This window comes from Bacillus sp. MN7755 (assembly GCF_054771475.1).
This window is the reverse complement of the sequence record NZ_BTRL01000008.1, coordinates 149,435-166,690: the sequence shown is the minus strand read 5'-3', so window position 1 is coordinate 166,690 and position 17,256 is coordinate 149,435. Positions and strand designations below refer to the sequence as shown.

Annotated in this window: 19 protein-coding genes and 1 pseudogene; 3 read left to right on the top strand and 17 right to left on the bottom strand. The window is 33.9% G+C overall.

Features of this window, described 5'->3' with window-relative positions; all coding sequences use genetic code 11:
- Nucleotides 1-5 precede the first annotated feature (5 nt).
- Nucleotides 6-1,112, bottom strand: coding sequence for a metallophosphoesterase (locus ACYVEC_RS07880; RefSeq protein WP_199677692.1), 1,107 nt, complete (start codon nt 1,110-1,112; stop codon nt 6-8).
- 146 nt (nt 1,113-1,258) lie between these two features.
- Nucleotides 1,259-2,176: an alpha/beta hydrolase gene (locus ACYVEC_RS07875; protein WP_199677693.1), complete on the bottom strand. Its 918-nt coding sequence runs from the start codon at nt 2,174-2,176 to the stop codon at nt 1,259-1,261.
- Nucleotides 2,177-2,344: 168 nt separating this feature from the next.
- Between ACYVEC_RS07875 and ACYVEC_RS07870 the strand changes: the two genes are divergently transcribed.
- The gene (locus ACYVEC_RS07870) at nt 2,345-2,890 is read left to right on the top strand and encodes a TetR/AcrR family transcriptional regulator (protein ID WP_199677694.1); all 546 of its coding nucleotides are present in this window, start codon (nt 2,345-2,347) and stop codon (nt 2,888-2,890) included.
- Nucleotides 2,891-3,379: 489 nt separating this feature from the next.
- Here ACYVEC_RS07870 and ACYVEC_RS07865 read toward each other — a convergent pair whose 3' ends face one another.
- The 14 genes and pseudogenes from ACYVEC_RS07865 to ACYVEC_RS07800 form a co-directional block, all read right to left on the bottom strand.
- Nucleotides 3,380-4,384: an ABC transporter permease gene (locus ACYVEC_RS07865; RefSeq protein ID WP_000263306.1), complete on the bottom strand. Its 1,005-nt coding sequence runs from the start codon at nt 4,382-4,384 to the stop codon at nt 3,380-3,382.
- Nucleotide 4,385: 1 nt separating this feature from the next.
- Nucleotides 4,386-5,264 carry an ABC transporter permease subunit gene (locus tag ACYVEC_RS07860; protein ID WP_048526602.1) on the bottom strand — a complete coding sequence of 293 codons (879 nt, stop codon included), beginning with the start codon at nt 5,262-5,264 and terminating at the stop codon, nt 4,386-4,388.
- A gap of 308 nt (nt 5,265-5,572) precedes the next feature.
- Entirely contained in the window at nt 5,573-5,755 is a 183-nt protein-coding gene (locus tag ACYVEC_RS07855; protein WP_001104600.1) for a hypothetical protein, read from the bottom strand.
- A 5-nt stretch (nt 5,756-5,760) separates the two neighbouring features.
- Nucleotides 5,761-6,351, bottom strand: coding sequence for a MauE/DoxX family redox-associated membrane protein (locus tag ACYVEC_RS07850; protein WP_016088962.1), 591 nt, complete (start codon nt 6,349-6,351; stop codon nt 5,761-5,763).
- Nucleotides 6,348-8,153, bottom strand: coding sequence for an ABC transporter ATP-binding protein (locus tag ACYVEC_RS07845; RefSeq protein WP_460506094.1), 1,806 nt, complete (start codon nt 8,151-8,153; stop codon nt 6,348-6,350). Before ACYVEC_RS07845 ends, ACYVEC_RS07850 begins: the two co-directional genes overlap by 4 nt.
- A 592-nt stretch (nt 8,154-8,745) precedes the next feature.
- Nucleotides 8,746-8,907 carry a hypothetical protein gene (locus ACYVEC_RS07840; protein ID WP_000073170.1) on the bottom strand — a complete coding sequence of 54 codons (162 nt, stop codon included), beginning with the start codon at nt 8,905-8,907 and terminating at the stop codon, nt 8,746-8,748.
- A 641-nt stretch (nt 8,908-9,548) separates the two neighbouring features.
- Complete coding sequence (locus ACYVEC_RS07835; RefSeq protein ID WP_174887996.1) at nt 9,549-9,707, bottom strand: hypothetical protein; 159 nt, start codon at nt 9,705-9,707, stop codon at nt 9,549-9,551.
- Between the two features lie 152 nt (nt 9,708-9,859).
- Nucleotides 9,860-10,054: pseudogene (locus ACYVEC_RS07830) on the bottom strand (hypothetical protein); the annotation flags it as partial.
- Nucleotides 10,029-10,331 carry a hypothetical protein gene (locus ACYVEC_RS07825; RefSeq protein WP_098557388.1) on the bottom strand — a complete coding sequence of 101 codons (303 nt, stop codon included), beginning with the start codon at nt 10,329-10,331 and terminating at the stop codon, nt 10,029-10,031. The gene ACYVEC_RS07825 and the pseudogene ACYVEC_RS07830, both read right to left, overlap by 26 nt.
- A 6-nt stretch (nt 10,332-10,337) precedes the next feature.
- The gene (locus ACYVEC_RS07820; RefSeq protein ID WP_048526595.1) at nt 10,338-10,589 is read right to left on the bottom strand and encodes a hypothetical protein; all 252 of its coding nucleotides are present in this window, start codon (nt 10,587-10,589) and stop codon (nt 10,338-10,340) included.
- A gap of 112 nt (nt 10,590-10,701) precedes the next feature.
- Nucleotides 10,702-12,234 (bottom strand): fatty acid--CoA ligase family protein, encoded by a 1,533-nt coding sequence (locus ACYVEC_RS07815; RefSeq protein ID WP_063224672.1) that lies wholly within the window; start codon nt 12,232-12,234, stop codon nt 10,702-10,704.
- Between the two features lie 161 nt (nt 12,235-12,395).
- Nucleotides 12,396-12,821 carry a hypothetical protein gene (locus ACYVEC_RS07810; RefSeq protein WP_336448389.1) on the bottom strand — a complete coding sequence of 142 codons (426 nt, stop codon included), beginning with the start codon at nt 12,819-12,821 and terminating at the stop codon, nt 12,396-12,398.
- Between the two features lie 171 nt (nt 12,822-12,992).
- Nucleotides 12,993-13,982 (bottom strand): lipoate--protein ligase, encoded by a 990-nt coding sequence (locus tag ACYVEC_RS07805; protein ID WP_000897268.1) that lies wholly within the window; start codon nt 13,980-13,982, stop codon nt 12,993-12,995.
- A gap of 9 nt (nt 13,983-13,991) precedes the next feature.
- Nucleotides 13,992-14,726 (bottom strand): MBL fold metallo-hydrolase, encoded by a 735-nt coding sequence (locus ACYVEC_RS07800; protein WP_071758331.1) that lies wholly within the window; start codon nt 14,724-14,726, stop codon nt 13,992-13,994.
- 180 nt (nt 14,727-14,906) lie between these two features.
- On the opposite strand from ACYVEC_RS07800, the gene yhfH reads away from it, so the two are divergent.
- Nucleotides 14,907-15,035 carry a protein YhfH gene (gene yhfH, locus ACYVEC_RS07795; protein ID WP_000567010.1) on the top strand — a complete coding sequence of 43 codons (129 nt, stop codon included), beginning with the start codon at nt 14,907-14,909 and terminating at the stop codon, nt 15,033-15,035.
- A 39-nt stretch (nt 15,036-15,074) separates the two neighbouring features.
- Here the strand turns inward: yhfH and ACYVEC_RS07790 are convergent, their stop codons facing one another.
- Nucleotides 15,075-16,088, bottom strand: coding sequence for a LacI family DNA-binding transcriptional regulator (locus tag ACYVEC_RS07790; protein WP_000103726.1), 1,014 nt, complete (start codon nt 16,086-16,088; stop codon nt 15,075-15,077).
- Nucleotides 16,089-16,285: 197 nt separating this feature from the next.
- Here ACYVEC_RS07790 and ACYVEC_RS07785 point away from each other — a divergent pair, with 197 nt between their 5' ends.
- Nucleotides 16,286-17,227, top strand: a complete 942-nt coding sequence (locus ACYVEC_RS07785; protein ID WP_336448388.1) for a helix-turn-helix transcriptional regulator — start codon at nt 16,286-16,288, stop codon at nt 17,225-17,227.
- Nucleotides 17,228-17,256: the final 29 nt, after the last annotated feature.

Genomic DNA, 17,256 nt, shown 5'->3' with positions numbered 1-17,256 from the left:
TCCCTCTATTCAAACGTAACTTCCACCTGCACAATCTCAGATCTACTTCCCAGTCTTAATGGCGGTCCCCAGAATCCGAAACCAGAAGAAACAATCGCGTGGAATGCACCTTTTTGTGCGTATCCCCAGTCTAATTCGTACATTCTTCTCGTTACAATATGATTCGGCGCCATTTGTCCGCGGTGCGTGTGACCTGATAATAGTAAATCAACACCCGCCTCCGCTGCTTGTTTCAACTCGAATGGTTGATGATCCATTGCAATAACTGGCATAGATTTATCTACCGTACTCATTAGATTTTCAAAGCTTTGACGATCTCGCTCTGTTTTATCTCTTCTTCCGACGAGGTAAAATTGATCTTCAATTGTAATCACTTCATCTAACAGAATACGAATATCAATCTTGTCCATCTCTTGTAAAAATTCAGGAACTGCTCGTCCGTAATATTCGTGGTTTCCTAACACACCATATACGCCTAGTGGAGCTTTCATTTGTTTCATAATTGGTCCCATATTTTTTTGAATGAACACACCTGGATGATCATCGATAATATCTCCTGGCAGTAAAATAATATCAGGCTCCATCTCATTTACATGACGGACAAGTCTTTTTAAATGCGAAACGCCAGATAATTTACCGAAATGCATATCAGAAGCCATCGCAATGCGTAAGCTTTTACGTCCCTCTACTTTTTTCGGGATGTGCACCTCGTACTTTCTTACTACTGGGCTATATGCGTTGAATATCCCATATGCAAAAATAAAGATAAACGCAAATAACACGGTCGTTCCTGTCCAAATAATTGCCGCTTCTTTCTCCACTGAAAACTGTAAAAGAAAGACCGTAATATTTGCTAACGGCAATAACATAAGCGCATATTGTATGACCGCAAACCAAATTGAACCTATCGTTCGTAGAAATGGCAAGAACTTAAACACTTGCACGAGAATGTACGCATATGAAATAAATCCGACTACGAAAGCGTAATATCCCCAAGATTCCCAGCCAAACACCGCATGAAGCCAAATCCAACCGTTCCAGCCGATGTAAAACATGAGTAATGTGTATACAATTAACATAGTAAATATATTGAAATAACGAAGATTTTTCACAGTCAGCCTCCTTCTTAATTTCTTCTATTATATCTTGTTATGCACGTTTAACGTAAATATTAAGCACAGCAATCTTCACAATAAAAACCTCTAACTGCTAGATGCAAACCTAACAATTAGAGGTGCAATTCAAAACAAAATTACTTTTACAGATTTTCGTTATAGAAACTTGTTAATTTTTCAACTGCAATTTTTACTGGTTCTGGTTGGTCATATAAATCGTAATGACTCGCACCTTCCACAACAAGTAAATCTTTTTTCTCTGAAGCTGCTTTCTCATACAGCTCATGACCATCTTTATAAGAACCGAATGCGCCTTGCTTGCTGCCAACAATAATTTGTAACGGCTGTGTTAATAATATATCTGCTAAATGGAACGCATCAAAACCAATTACCGATCCCATGCTCGTAAAGTTTAACTTATTTGGAGAGTTAACACTTTGCCCACGCGGTGTTGTATAATACTCAACTGCTTCTACAATATCTATATCCATCATACCTGTCGCCTTTAATTCCTCCTCATTTTTAGGAATCCAGTTCGTAATCATCGCCTCTGCTCCGCGCGCTTCAGCAGTACGTTGTTTACCAATCGCCTCTAACACCCCAATCGGATTAGCTTCACGGTTTAATCGCCCAATATTTGCACCAACAACTGTGCCGACTGCTTTAATACGGCGCTCTGTCATTGCGGCATTTACCGCATAACCTCCGCCTGCACAAACGCCTAACACACCGATGCGTTCTTCATCTACATAAGGAAGAGTAGTTACATAATCTACCGCTGAGCGAATATCTTCAACGCGCGCAGCTGGTTCTTCCATATATCTCGGTGCACCTTCACTTTCACCTTGATACGATGCATCAAACGCAAGCGTTACATAACCTTGTTCTGCTAATTTCTCTGCATATAATCCTGCCGTTTGATCTTTACAGCTACTACCTGGATGCACACAAACAATCGCTGCATTTGGTTTCTTTTCCTCAGCACCTACAGGAATATTTAAAATACCTGCAACTCGTAATCCTCTTGCATAAAAATGAACTTTTCTCTTCGTAACTGCCATATATAAAACCACCCTTACTTTATTTTTAATTTACACTTGTGAGAGTTAATACTCACGTGTATATTTATAATAAAGCGAGCAACCACTTGTTTCAATGACCACATTTACGCATTTGGGTGATAATACACACATAACGAAATATGTGTATCAATAACGGAGGAACATCATATGGAGAAAATCGATAGAAGAATTATAAAATCACAAAACGCCATTCAATCCGCATTTATCGAAATGTTAATTGAAGATGGCTTTGATGAAATTACAGTAAAAAACATTACAGAAAAAGCGAACATCGGAAGAAAAACTTTCTACCTACACTACCTAGATAAATACAATTTATTAGATAAAATTGTGGACGACCATTTAAATCAATTAAGAGAAATATGCGATATAAAACAAACAAAAGGCTATATAGAAGGAACTGTCATATGGTTTGAATACTTCAAAGAACACAAACCATTTTTCACAGCTTTATTTAAAAGCAACAGCACATTATCATTTCAGAAAAAGTTCCTAACGTTCATCATGGGTGAACTAGAGAAAAAACTAAACACAAATACGTCAGTAAATAAAAACATTGATACACACATCGTTTTAAAATTTTTAGGAACAGCTGTCATGGGCATTTTGGAATCTTACGTGTTGGATGAGATTGATAATGATGTTGAGTATGTTGCGACGCAGGTTGGGGAATTGATGAGGAGGAATATATAACGGTTATGAAAAAGTGCACCCAGATTGTTGGGTGCACTTTTTATATTTATTACCTCACATATTAATTGCATCAACAGAATACAGCGTATCGTCCGTCTGAAAATACATAGCAAATCCGCGGCTATAATAAGTACCAAATTGAATTGGTTCTCCAAGTTCATTACGAAGATTCATATCATGCACATGATTATTATTTAAATCATAAACAAATCCGTCCTACATTATTTTCATCATATTTGTACGTTGCAAATACTATATTTTCACCCTTAACTGTTTATATATAAGATATTTATAAAAAAGAAAAGCTGATATCAGCTCTTCTTTCTACAATTTATTTTTCATTTAATTTTCACCATCCATTTCCTCTGCTGTCTCAGATGAAAATTCTTTTAGGTTTTTTCAATATCTCTAGTTTTTTCTTCATATAAATATCCCTTTTTACTAAAAAAGATGTTTTAAGCTCCCCTATAGGAATATATTTCTCCAATACTATTTGTCATCATAGAGTGTAAATGAATTAGCGGGAAGTTGTTGTGTAAAATTAGAAGTATTGAGTTGTTCTATTGGTTCTTGAGATGTTTGTTTCATGTGTCGTTTTTCAAATGCTAATTGTATCCTTTGTAGCATAATATGTGCTGTAATAATAGTCAGGATGAAAAATGTAATAGGAACCATTGGAATCCAAGGTTGAACAGAGAGGGAACGAAAATAGAGACCAATTAAACCTGACCATTCATTGCTAACTGACTCAACTTCATTTCCGTAGAAAAGAATTGTACCACCAAAAAATAATTCTAAAATACCAAAATGAGAGAAAATGATTAAAGTTTGTACAAATTGTTGCATCATGACAATGATTAGAATAGGAAATATATTCGGAAATATGTGTTTTATAGCGAGATGAAATTTGCTTCCTCCTAATATTGTAGCAGCTTCTATAAATTCTTCATTCAGTATCTTTTTTGTCTCTTTTGCAAAATAAAATATAAGAACGGGTAAAGCGAGAATGACTAAGACTATGATTTCAAAGGATGCTCGTTCAAAGAAAGAGGGAACTGGAGACCCGTTTTGAAAACGCAATACTGTATCAAGAATAAAGTAACCAATGAGGGTCATTGGAACAACTGTAAAACAATCAAAGAGAGCTTCAAGTGTCTTAAAACTTTTTCTTACATAAAAAGCGAAGAATAATCCAATTGCTAGCCCGATAAATGTTCGTAGAAATGCTATCAATAACGATATACCAATGGTCCATTTCGCTCCATCTACTACTCTATGTAATAAATCAAATCCCTTCATATCCGTACCTAACAGAAAAGTGAAAGAAGGGGGAAATGGTGCTGCTTGTACATTACCACTTTCATCATATAGAATAGATGTTTGGCGAACTTTCCCATCAAAGAATATGGAATTTCCGATGCTTACTATGATTAATAGAAGCAAAAAGGATATACAAATTATGAAATACTTATCCCTTTTTAAATGGGCCCACATGTTAAGATTCTCCTTTCAGTTCATCAGGTATGAAAATATTGAAAAGCTTAAAGACAATAAAGATAGGAATGTAAATTAAAAACAATGTAACGCAAAATATTTCAGGTGCTGGTTCTAATTCGGTATTATACGTTTTTAAAAATGTGAAAATACCTTGAACATTGAGTAAATATTCAATAATGTATAAATTAGATAACATATACCAAATATTTGTTTTTGAGAAGTAGAGAGTACTTAAAAAGACGTTTCTTAGAACGTGATGATTGAGAATATAAAACGTGTCAAATCCTTTGGCGCGTGCTAGCAAGGTATAATCTTTTTGTAATTCATTTTCAAAACGTAGCAATAGTAGCTTGTTAAACATAAGAATAGTTGGAAAACTTAAGCAAATAATCGGAAATAGTAAGATTGAGTTGTCTTTTGTACCAGCTATATTTGCGATTAAAAAGTTTGTCTGTTTATAAATCCAAACGACAAGTAATTGGAGACACAAAATAATAAAAATATCAGGAATTGCTTCTAATAGTAAAAAAAATGATTTTATTCTTTCTCTTTTTTTTACAGGGAGTAGCAACAAGGCATAAACAGTCATAAAAGAAACTAATACGGAAATAAAAAGAGCAGCTAAAAAGATAATAACCGTGTTTCCATATTGAATTAGAATTTGAGGAAATAGGGGTTTTGCAAATTTCGTGTAAGTTAATGGATCCCACCCTATTAATTTAGAGGTGACGTCCGTAAGTGTGTGCAGGTAATTGTTAAAGTCGATCTTCATCCCAATAAATAAGTGCGGTAATGTGCCGATAAATATAATGATAATAAACGATAAGAATAGGTGGAACGGTATCGTTAAATATGTTTGTGCAAAATTTTTTTTCATGTTAGCCTAACCTTTCCTATAAAGTGAAGCTACCATCAGTAGAGAATCTCTACTGATGGTAGCCTAATGAACCATTTTTTACAACAAATTCAGGAAAAAGAAACACTTCATATACTTGAATTGAAAGGGAACAAATTTTTATTCCTTATTTATTAGGGGTGCTAAATGTTTTTTATAAACAAATTACATCGCTAAACCATTTAAAGTGAACTGTTCTATAAAAGAAATTTAAGTAACTACTTTACTTTCTAAATGTCAAGATATGAAGTTTAGTTTATGTAGACTCAAAGGTTAAAAATTTTTATTTATTAGCTTTTCATTAACTCTTCTTTGTTTATCTCCATATTTGTCTTAGCAGAATTTTTAAATTCGATTATATTTACTTGATTTTGGAATTTATTCAAGAAGTCTGTTACTAACCTAATTAACAAAAAGAAAATAATCATTTGGATAATCATGCAAGCCCAAAGTAAATAATCCGTCCAGTTCATATCTTTCACTCCTTTATTTGTTTTGTAAGATATAAAAAATGATTCATACTACGATAAATTGTGAATGTTGAGTTTAAAATTGCTATTAATAAAACTAAGAATGTTGATAAAAGTATAGAGAAGATTCCATTATGATTGAAAATTAGTGATATATCCTTTTCATATATAAGAAGAGATTGCAAGCTGAAAAAATCTGTTTCATTTTTAATAAGGAAAATAATTAATCCTACTAAAAAAATATTGCGAAACACTAAAGTCCAAGATAAGTTATGATCTCCTACAATTCCACCACATCCGCAAGAAATATTGGTTCTCTTCCTATATAAATTAACAATGATTCCTATTGTATACATAATTAATAAAAGTAAAAGTATAGCGCCTACCCAAAGCTGTAATAATCCTAGAATGAGTGAAATGGAACAAATTAACGCAAGGCTTACTTCCATCCTAGAAAAGAATTTTATGAATTTTTTGGGGAGGATTTTATATTCCCCTACAATGACAACGTGTTTGCTAAAATGTAATAGTTTACTAATAGAGGACGATAGAAAAAGAGTACCTATTAATATCCTTAAAATTAAGATAATTTCATTCATATTAAAACCTCATCAAGTTTATTTTGATATAGAGTTGCTTGGGTTGTGTATAATTCATAGTATTTCCCTTTTTTCAGGAAAAGCTCTTCATGAGTACCGAACTCAACTAATTCACCATTGTCTAATACAACAATTTTATCTGCTAATTTAGCTGCAGACATTTTATGAGAAATCATAATTGTAGTTTTCTGGTTAGTCAGTAATTCAAATTTATCAAAAATTTCTCTTTCTGAAATAGGATCTAACGCAGCAGTTGGCTCATCTAGAATCATGATATTACCATTTTTAAATAACGATCGAGATATTGCTAATTTTTGCCATTGACCTCCTGAGAGCTCTTCACCCTCTTGTAAAAATCTCCCTAATGGAGTGTTGTATGCATTCGGGAATAGTTGGATATCTTCATGGATTCCTGACTGCATAGCTACATTTTTTAGTTTTTCATCATTATTTATTTCGGAAACATTACCAAGAGCGATATTTTCTCTTATGGTTAAATGGTACTGAATAAAATCTTGAAACATTACTGTCGTGTGCTCTCTTAAAGAATGTAATTGAATTTTGTTAATAGGTATATTATCAAAATATATATTTCCAGATGTAAGTGGATATAGTCCAAGCAGGCATTTTATTAATGTAGTTTTTCCAGATCCATTATGACCGACTATTGCTATCTTTTCATTAGGTAATATAGAAAAAGATACATTTTGTAAAATTTTATTTTTATTATTAGGGTATGAAAAAGATACATTTTCAAAGCGTATGCCATATTGTAAAACACTAGGAAATGGTACTTGTTCATCGGTATTTATTTCATCCTCATCTAGTGAATCGATATAATGAAAATAGTCATATATATATAATACATCCTCATATAATTGAGCCAAATTAGCTGAAATGTTATGTAATGCATTTTGTGTATTATGTACTGCTTGTCCTATAGAAACGAAGTCACCAATTTTAACAGCAGATTTTTTAATGAGCCAAATAATAATTCCGGCCGAACCACAATATGAAAGAGCTACTAGCAAATCTAAAAATATTTCCGCTTTACTTTTGGTTTTTAAGAAATTTAAAGAATAACTCATATTTTTATTATATTTTTTTTCCCATCTTTGTATGAAGTACGTATGTAGGTTAAAAATTCTAATTTCCTTAATCGTATCTTTTTGCATTAACAAGTTCTCTATATAATTTGTCTCCCTTAGGAGGGGAGTAGTTTTTTTTGTGAGTTCAAATCCTTGTTTACCAAGATATGATTTTATGAAAAGAGCTGGAAAAAAGGTAATACTAGCAACTACAGCTAAACTCCAATGAATAGAGAGTAAAAAAATAATTAAAGATGAAATGGTTATTAAAGATTGTGCAATTAAAAATAAATTGTTAATTGGTGATAGTAGACGTCTACCAGTATTTGATTTTATTCGATTGGTATAGTTATAAAAATCAGGATTATCAAAATATGAATACGGTATTTTAAATGTCTTATAAGCAATTTCTTCAGTTAAAAATTTAGTGAGCTTAAAGCGCATATTTTCGTCAATATAATACTGTAATTGTTTAATGATAGTTTCAATTAATAATAGCAAAAATTGTAGTACAAGCAGAGTAATAGCTAATGTATAATTTTTATTTTCACTTGTAATGATGGTGGATACATTGTTAATAAGTTCTTTTGTAGTCCATATTGTAGCCACAGGTAACATCCCTAAAATAATCATGAATATGCTAGAAAAGCAAAACCAAATCTTATTGAGTTTCCAAATTAGTTTAATAGTTCTTAGTATGTAAGTAATGAACATATAAAAAACCCTCACTTTTTTTCTTTTAGAGGACATTGTCAGATATTGGAGAGAATTTAGTAATAGTAGCTTCAGAATTTATACGTATAAATGTCGGGAAAACAAATATTTGTAATTGTTTTTTTTGAATCTCAGATAAAGGAAATACTGGAATCTTACAATGCGCCGGAATACTATTATTAAATTGATTGTATAAATCTGGGGTTTCGGAATATAAATATATTATTAGGTTATGTGATTTGTGCTTATTTTTATGAATAATTTCATTTAATTTTTCATGGCATATTTTACATGATGCAGCCATTAACAAGATAATAGATTCATCATGGATGGAATAGGAATTTGGTAATTGTAATATATTGCTAATATCTTTTTTTATTAAGGAGTTTGATTTTTTCTGAATAAATTTTGGTTTGGGTAATAGAGCGAGCGCTTTTTTCAACTTACTAATTTGTATAAGTAGAACTAATAGAAAAAGTAACCATATGAAAAATAATAGAAGATATACAATCATATTAAACGCCTTTCTATCTTTAATTTAATAGGATTCAAAGCTAAGAATTTTATATTCTTATCTTTGAATTTTACACTTTTAGCAACAACCAACAGCAACAAAACGTCCGTTACCATAATGACGAAGTAATGTGCGACGGCTTGTACCACAATAACTATCATAGTCACAACCTTCTTCATAGTATTGTGGACCAACAACCTCATTTTTTACCCCAAATAATTTTGCTAAAACATTACTCATACTAACAACCCCTTTTCAAATTATTGGTAATACATTACAAATTTTAGCAATAAAAGACAGAATATTCAATATAAATAAAATTTTATCAAGTTTTTTCAGTTTATAGCAAATTAATTATTAAAAAGAATCTGTTTCACAATTGTTCTTTTCTTATTTGTTAATTTTTACAAATAAAAGCATTGAATTAAAGTGGAATTCTTCAAAAAATAATTGGAATTCATTTTGAATAGAAGGATTCATAAAAAATGACATCATTTCGACTCTCTAAATAACTTCTCTTCCCCTATAAAATAAACTAATAATTCACCAAAATAATTATATGCAAATATTCCAGGTATTCTATTCTCTATCGTGCCTGTTATATGTTGTCTATCTATTATTTTTTCATCACTCATATATCCGTATATAGAATTAATTCTAATTAACAGTTGCTCAAAAACCGTTACTATTTCCTGTTTATATTTAGTAAAAAGCTTTTTTTGCAAATGATATTGTTAAATAATCGATACTCTTTCCCCTAGGATCTCCACCACGCTACACTATACCAAAAGCCGCTTCCTCTCCCAAGTACTCCACCAGCAGTACCGACCATTGCATCTAGCTCCTCATCATACCCCCCTGGTTCTTCATGCATCTACATTTCAATAGCTTTTTTCAGTTTCAAATACTTTATTAATTGGTTCGTAGTGTGCTATTTTTGTAAACTCCAATCCAATTTTTTCGATTGTTTCAAAGAAAAAGCTGACATATCTATACGGAGAAATATCTTTCTTCGTATAGATATCGAATATTATAGACATAAAAACTCTCCATTTTTAATTTTTTAATCTTTCCCATCCATATCCTATTAATCATCTAAATCATACTGTGATGCACTTATAAATAGTTTTAACTTTATACTAGCTACTACTATTTACTCCATAATCCGTTCTTCCGCATAACAAACAAATACTTACTTTTCCGAACATAAAGATACTATATAATACTCATCTTCAAAATGACCTACTATATACCCCATTTCCCCCGCTAGTTCAATTGTTTCTTTATTAAAATATACTCTTGCCCGATCAAATTTCATATGCTTTATGATACGCTCTAACTCATTTTCGTTTACTACCTTTTCAGAGAAAAGAAACACGAGGCTTCCATTCTGTCTTCGCAATAAATTGTGCTGCTTCCGTACGGCTTACCTCTTCACCTGGAACCCAGCCCTTATCTGCTCCAACTGAAATATTTTCTTGAATTAAACTATTAACATACTTCGCACCCCAATAATTTTTTAAGCAGCACATTTTTAGTAGTTTTATATTTTCATTTGTTTGCTCTTTATAAGTTTTAAAAATAACATCATATGTATCAGCTACTTTTATATGAATATACGCAACACAACCAACAAATTGATAATAATTATCAACTAAATACAAAAAATATCATTTCCTGCACAAATACGCCTTCCGCTCATTTTTAAAAAGTAAATAATGTGCCGTATGAACTTTCCGTTCTAAATAATCGATAGAATACGAGCTTGATGGATCAACTAAATCACCTATCGCACCTGAAAGATGATCAATGACTTGCTGCAGTATTTCTAAGTTTTTCTTTTCACTTTCAGAATTCATTTCATCCATAATGTCACAAATAAGGTATTGAACTCTCCTTAAACGTAATTCCTTTTGCTCCACGTATATCTCCTCCTTATTAGTCATATTACGCTTTAAATATATGGGGTTATAGCTTAACCAATTCTAAAAAGTACAAAGGCAACCATCTTCATAAAGATGGTTGCCCCTATTTTTATACTTGCATCGCTTTTTCTCTCAAAGCTCTTCTTAACAATTTACCTGTCGTATTCTTCGGCAATTCTGTTAAAAACTCGATACTCTTTGGTACTTTATATTTCGCTAAATGTAACGTGCAATAATGCATAAGTTCCTCTTCTGTTACGTTAGCTTGTTTCAAAACGACGTAAGCTCGCACTGCTTCTCCTAAGTTTTCATCAGGAACGCCAATTACGACAACTTCTGCTACAGATTCGTGTGTGTACAATACTTCCTCTACTTCACGAGGGTATACGTTATAACCACCAACTAGGACGATATCTTTTTTGCGATCAACGATATAGAAGTAACCTTCTTCATCCCTTTTCGCTAAGTCTCCTGTATACAGCCAGCCGTCTTTTAATGTCGCTGCTGTATCTTCTGGTGCGTTATAGTATCCTTTCATAACGTTAGGTCCGCGAACAATTAATTCACCGACTGCGCCAACAGGTACTTCTTCCCCAAGTTCGTTCACAATTTTATTTTCTACATGCCAAATATTTGTACCGATCGACCCTGGTTTACGCGGACGATCGAGCGGGTTAAAACAAGTTACTGGTGATGCTTCTGATAAACCGTATCCTTCTGAAACGATAACGTCAAAACGTTTTTCAAAGTTTTGCAGAAGAGCAACTGGCATGGATGCACCACCTGAAATACAAAGGCGAAGCGTCTTCACATCTTCTGCGCTTGCTTCTTCAAATAAATATAAATAATTGTACATCGTCGGTACACCAGCAAAAATCGTTGGTTCGTACGTGCGACAAATACGGAATACTTCTTTCGGACTAAATTTCGGTAACATTAAAATAGTTGCCCCGTTCACAATCGGTGCATTTACCGCCACTGTTAAGCAGAACACGTGGAACATTGGCAGTGCTGCAACGACGCGGTCATCAGCCGTATATTGTAAATACGACGCCACATCGCTCGCATTACTATATAAATTTTTATGTGTTAACATAGCGCCTTTCGGTTTTCCAGTTGTACCTGAAGTGTATAGAATAACCGCTACATCTTCTTCATCTAGCTCTGGGCCTTCGTAAGTTAAATCTCCAGCCCCTATCATTCTGGTAAACGTTTTCATTTTTTCGGTTTCTGTATGATTAAAATCTGATGAGGTTTCGCATATGATGATGTTTTCAAGTGAAGGAAGTCTTGTTGTAAGAGATTGTATAACAGGTAGAAGGACGTCGAGTACGATGATTGTTTTTACATCTCCATTTTGTAAAATGTAATGCATTTCGTCTGCTGTATAAATTGGATTAACTGGAATAACAGTTGCTCCAGCTTTCATTGTTCCATATAAACCGACCAAAAAATGTGGTGAGTTTCCAACAACTAATGCGACATTGTCCCCTTTTCCAATGCCCATTGCTGCTAAATTGCTAGAAAACCTTGTGACCATTTTGTTTAATTGGTCATACGAGACCGACTGATCCATAAATATATAAGCCGGTTTATCCCCCTTCTTTTTCGCCGTTTCAGCCAAAGATTGAACGAGATTCACATAAACCCCACCTTTATAAAATTTAGAATATTTAAAAATTCTAAATTAATTATATTAAAAGAAAATTAAAGTGGCAAGTGTTATTCCATTAACTGCATATACACAGGTCACCTCCTCTTAGTTTACTTTGGAAGGATAAGGGAATTTCATTTGTTAGCACACTATGAAACGAAGGCTAAAATCATTTCAGGATAATATGCACTCATCTTTTCTCTCAGCATTGCAAGTTCCTCTTTATTCAAGCTCGTATACTCCCCATACAAGTTAAGAACGTCCGCTCCATCTTCATGAAAAAACAATGTAACATATAACGTCGGTAACCCTTTATTGTCATCTATCGAAAAGACAAGATCTGGCGTTTTATTCACCGTACTAAAAGCTTCATTTCTTTTCCATTTCTTATTTTGAAACATAGTTTGTATATCAGCTATCTTTCGTCTGTTATCTGTATGCGTAAAATATATAACATTATCTTTCGCTGGCTTTCCAATAGATAAAAGTGTGCGATCTGAAGACGTTTCATCGTTACAAGCTGCCATTCCGATAACGAAACTGAATAGTAATACAACGTACATTACCCTCTTCATTTCAATCCGCCTCCTTTTGAATATATATACTCCTTTATGGGAGGCAAATGTCCTGTGATTTTATGGTATATGAAATTATATCGGCGATTTTTCTAATATATCGACTTACCGACAAAACGCGATAATTTACGCAAAAAAAGAGGCTGTCCATTACGGCAGCCTCCCTTATTTTTAGAAGAATAAATGTAAGAAATCTTCTGTTGTAATATTACCGAAGTAGCGTTTAATATCTACGCCTTCTAAAGCTGCAGTGAATGCATCTTTATCAAATTGTACACCTGTTAGACGCTCTTCAATGTCATGCACATCTAATGAACCGAAGAAATCACCGTAAATTTTACATTCTGTTACTGTTCCTTTTTTCACTTCAAGACGAACGTCAACTTGTCCAACTGGGAAGCGGTGTGAATGTTGTAAGTTGAACTTCGGAGATTTTCCGTAGTTCCAGTCCCAATTTTGGTAGCGTTCTTCAGATAGTTTATGGATTTCTTTCCAATCATTTTCTGTTAATTCATACGTTGGAATTTCTGTTTCTCCTTCGAAAATTGTTTCTAGAAGAAGTTGTCTAAACTCTTCTGTCGTCATTTTTTCGTTTAAGAACTCAGTAATGTTCGCAACGCGGCTACGGATTGATTTAATACCTTTTGATTGGATTTTATCCATTTTTACTTTTAACGCTGATACGACGTGATCGATTTCAGAGTCAAATAGTAACGTACCGTGACTGAACATACGACCTTTCGTTGAGAACTGCGCATTACCCGAAATTTTTCTACCTTCAGCTAAAATGTCGTTACGACCACTTAGTTCTGCATTTACGCCTAATTTACCAAGCGCTTTCGTTACAGGCTCTGTGAATTTTTTGAAGTTGCTGAAACTGTCTCCATCATCTTTCGTAATAAAGCTGAAGTTTAAGTTTCCTAAATCGTGATATACTGCGCCTCCGCCAGATAGACGACGAACGACATGAATCCCTTTTTCTTTTACGTAATCTGCATTAATTTCTTCTACTGTGTTTTGGTTTTTACCAATGATAATGGAAGGTTCGTTAATGTAGAACAGTAAGTATGTTTCGTTAATATCTAAATTCTTCACACAATATTCTTCAATTGCTAAGTTTATTCTAGGGTCTGTAATTCCTTTATTATCAATAAATAACATCGTATCACCTCATGAGTTCCATACGTAGCCACTATGCGCTAGCGTAATATGGCCACTGAAAATTTGTTTTGCTTCTGTTACTAAATCAGATGGGTTGCCTGTATGCGGTAAGTGCGTTAATAGAAGTTCTTTTACATTTGCATCCTTCGCAATACTTGCCACTTCTGTACTATTCATATGCCCTGCTTTCGCTGCTTCCTGATGTGCATACATATTACACTCACAAATGAAAAGATCAGCATCTTTTGTGAATGGAATAAATTCAGGAATATAACTGGAATCCGCGCTATATACTACAGCGTCACTACCAGCTGTAATACGCATCGCAAAGCATGTAACAGGATGAACAGTTTTTAAGAATGAAATCGAGAACGGTCCAACTTGAAGTGTTTCTTCTGGATTGTACGCGATTCCTTTCGTATGTGGTTCATGTGTTAAAGAATGGAATCCATTCTCGTCAAACGTATGACCGTATATTGGTAATTCCGGTAGTTGCCCTTTTGTCGCACTCGTAATTAATCTCGCATATTGCAATACCCCAATGTCTGCAACATGATCGTGATGATAATGCGAAAGTACAACTGCATCTATATCAGATGGTGTTATATATTTTTGAAGCTGTGCTAGTACACCACTACCACAGTCTACAAGTAAACGAAATCCATCGTGTTCAAACAAATACCCCGACGTTGCTTCTCCCGCTTCTGGAAAGCCGCCCCAAAAGCCGACAACAGTCATTTTCATATGTATCCATCCTTTCTAAAACCGAGTAGGAATGCATGTTTCACTTACATTCTACATTGTTAACTATAATCCATTTCCTAAACTTTTTCATTAATTTTCAATTTTGTTATAAAACAGTTATTGACTTTTATTTTTTGTACTAATACAATGATAGTAAGAAATGGAAATGGAGGGATTGACATGATCGATCAACCAATGGAGTTTTTCAGAAATTTACCGACGAAAACTTGTGCGCACTGCGGGAAAGAAATTGATGAGCAACACGAAGCATACCATAACAAATGTGATGACTGCGTTCACGAAGAATAGTAGTTTATGAACATAAAAAAACCTAGCAGACATAGTCTACTAGGCTAATAACATCGTATCCTTCATCGTTGAACCTTTCACCAAGAGCTCCAGTTCAAACTCATACAATTCTTTTTTTCGATAATTTTTCGTATGGATTTTATCCATCATCAGGTCGACAACTTTTCGGGCCATCTCATCGATTGGCTGTTCAATTGTCGTAATACCTGGCTCTGTAATCTGTGATAAAATTTGATTATCAAAACCGATAACAGCGAGATCATCTGGAATGCTCCAGTCATGGCGTTTCGCCTCTGAAATAATTCCAGCTGCTACTTCATCGCCTCCTGCCAAAATCGCGGTAGGATTTTTTTTGTCCTTTAATACTTCATGGAATATGCGCTTTCCGTCCTCCCAAGAGAAAGCGTTTTCAAGAAAATCGATCGCTTCTACTTGGCGGCTCTTCTCCGTTATGGCACGTAAAAAGCCCATTTTTCGCTGTTGACTAACAACTTTGGTTTCGTTTCCACGGCAAAAAATAAGATTACGATATCCTTGTTCTAACACATGCTTAGCAGCTATGTATGCTCCTTGCGCATGATCAAACTTCACTGTCGGAACATTTGCTTCCTCAATATATTCATTACATAACACGATTGGACCGTGCTGTAAGTATGGCTCTACATCTTCCCACGGATTTTCTAGTGAACATAGAATAATCCCATCTACTTGTTTCGTAGATAATAATTGTAAATACTCCATCTCTTTTTCCGGTAAATATCTTGTTTGACAAATAATCAGTTTATATTTATGTTCAGAAGCAGCAATCTCGATTGCTTCGATAAATCTACTGAAGAAAGGATTTGTAATCCTTGGAACTAGCACCGCAATTGTTTCCGTCTTTTGTTTACGAAGCCTTCTCGCCGCAGAATTAGGAACGAAGCCTAAATGCTTCATTGCTAATTGAACCCTTTTTTTCTTCTCATCTGAAACATATGGATGATTATTAATCACCCTAGAAACCGTTGTCCTTGATAACCCCGCTAATTTCGCCACGTCCTCTATAGTCGACACGAAATTCTCCCCCTTTGCATGAAAACGTTTTCTTAAACTGATTATATAGTATATTATTGGAAACTGCAACATGGGTTGTTATGATTTTACTATATTAATATTATACATAGGGAAAAGTATGTTAATGGGAAGGAAATTTATATTAGTTTTAGAAGTTTACAGGAGGCATATTTATTAAAAATAAAAGGAGATATTTCATGAATCGGACGGATCGTTTATTAGCTATACTAATTGAATTACAAAGAAGACAAACTGTTACAGCACAAAGCTTAGCGGAAAAATTTGAGACAAGTATAAGAACGATTTATCGAGACATGGATGCACTTAGTGAATCTGGCGTCCCACTTTTCGCCATGCCCGGCCACGGCTACTCATTAATGGATGGTTATTTCTTACCACCCATTCAACTTACGCCTGAAGAGGCTGTTACTCTTTTATTAGGCGGTGATTATATCGAGAAAACTTTCACTTCTTCTTTTTCTGTACATGCACAATCAGCAAAAGAGAAACTTGAAATTGTTCTCCCTGCTGACCAACAAAAGAAAGCTCAGGAATTACGAGGAACTTTTCGTTTCCTTTCTCCTATATTTTCACATCAGCAATCTGAACAAGAAAAGCTAGAAAATCAAATTCTCCTATTGCAAGAAGCTATTCAAAAAGAACAGGCTATCTCTTTTTCTTATCTGAAACCGAGAGAAACTACAAAAATAAAACGGACCGTTCATCCTTACGGATTAGTCAATATTTCAGGAATTTGGTACATCGTTGCCCATTGTTTACTTCGAAAACAAATACGTAATTTCCGTTTAGATCGAATGGATGGACTACAACAAGAACAAGAATTCTTTATAAAACCCGAAGACTTTTCTTTGCAAGAATATCAGCCTGAAAGCAACCGTACTGTGATGATTCATTTATTATTCCCATCCCATATTGCACATAAAATTATTGAATCACGATACTTCTTTATAGATTCATACGAACATAGAAATGATGGTTTTCACGTCTTTTTGAAATCAAGAAACATAGATGAAGTGTTTCAATGGGTCTTGAGCTGGGGAAGCCAAGTGCAAGTACTTGAGCCAAACGTTCTATCTGAAAAAATCCGTGATGAAGCAAAGAAAATGTTACAACTTTAATTTTTGCATTTCACTACTGACATAATGTT

What these genes read in the sequence shown, in the direction of transcription:
- ACYVEC_RS07875 (WP_199677693.1), bottom strand. Translation starts at nt 2,176, where the DNA reads ATGGCAGTTACGAAGAGAAAAGTTCATTTTTATGCAAGAGGATTACGA.
- ACYVEC_RS07870 (WP_199677694.1), top strand. Translation starts at nt 2,345, where the DNA reads ATGGAGAAAATCGATAGAAGAATTATAAAATCACAAAACGCCATTCAA.
- ACYVEC_RS07865 (WP_000263306.1), bottom strand. Translation starts at nt 4,384, where the DNA reads ATGTGGGCCCATTTAAAAAGGGATAAGTATTTCATAATTTGTATATCC.
- ACYVEC_RS07860 (WP_048526602.1), bottom strand. Translation starts at nt 5,264, where the DNA reads ATGAAAAAAAATTTTGCACAAACATATTTAACGATACCGTTCCACCTA.
- ACYVEC_RS07855 (WP_001104600.1), bottom strand. Translation starts at nt 5,755, where the DNA reads ATGAACTGGACGGATTATTTACTTTGGGCTTGCATGATTATCCAAATG.
- ACYVEC_RS07850 (WP_016088962.1), bottom strand. Translation starts at nt 6,351, where the DNA reads ATGAATGAAATTATCTTAATTTTAAGGATATTAATAGGTACTCTTTTT.
- ACYVEC_RS07845 (WP_460506094.1), bottom strand. Translation starts at nt 8,153, where the DNA reads ATGTTCATTACTTACATACTAAGAACTATTAAACTAATTTGGAAACTC.
- ACYVEC_RS07840 (WP_000073170.1), bottom strand. Translation starts at nt 8,907, where the DNA reads ATGAGTAATGTTTTAGCAAAATTATTTGGGGTAAAAAATGAGGTTGTT.
- ACYVEC_RS07835 (WP_174887996.1), bottom strand. Translation starts at nt 9,707, where the DNA reads ATGTCTATAATATTCGATATCTATACGAAGAAAGATATTTCTCCGTAT.
- ACYVEC_RS07810 (WP_336448389.1), bottom strand. Translation starts at nt 12,821, where the DNA reads ATGAAGAGGGTAATGTACGTTGTATTACTATTCAGTTTCGTTATCGGA.
- ACYVEC_RS07805 (WP_000897268.1), bottom strand. Translation starts at nt 13,982, where the DNA reads ATGTTATTTATTGATAATAAAGGAATTACAGACCCTAGAATAAACTTA.
- ACYVEC_RS07800 (WP_071758331.1), bottom strand. Translation starts at nt 14,726, where the DNA reads ATGAAAATGACTGTTGTCGGCTTTTGGGGCGGCTTTCCAGAAGCGGGA.
- yhfH (WP_000567010.1), top strand. Translation starts at nt 14,907, where the DNA reads ATGATCGATCAACCAATGGAGTTTTTCAGAAATTTACCGACGAAAACT.
- ACYVEC_RS07785 (WP_336448388.1), top strand. Translation starts at nt 16,286, where the DNA reads ATGAATCGGACGGATCGTTTATTAGCTATACTAATTGAATTACAAAGA.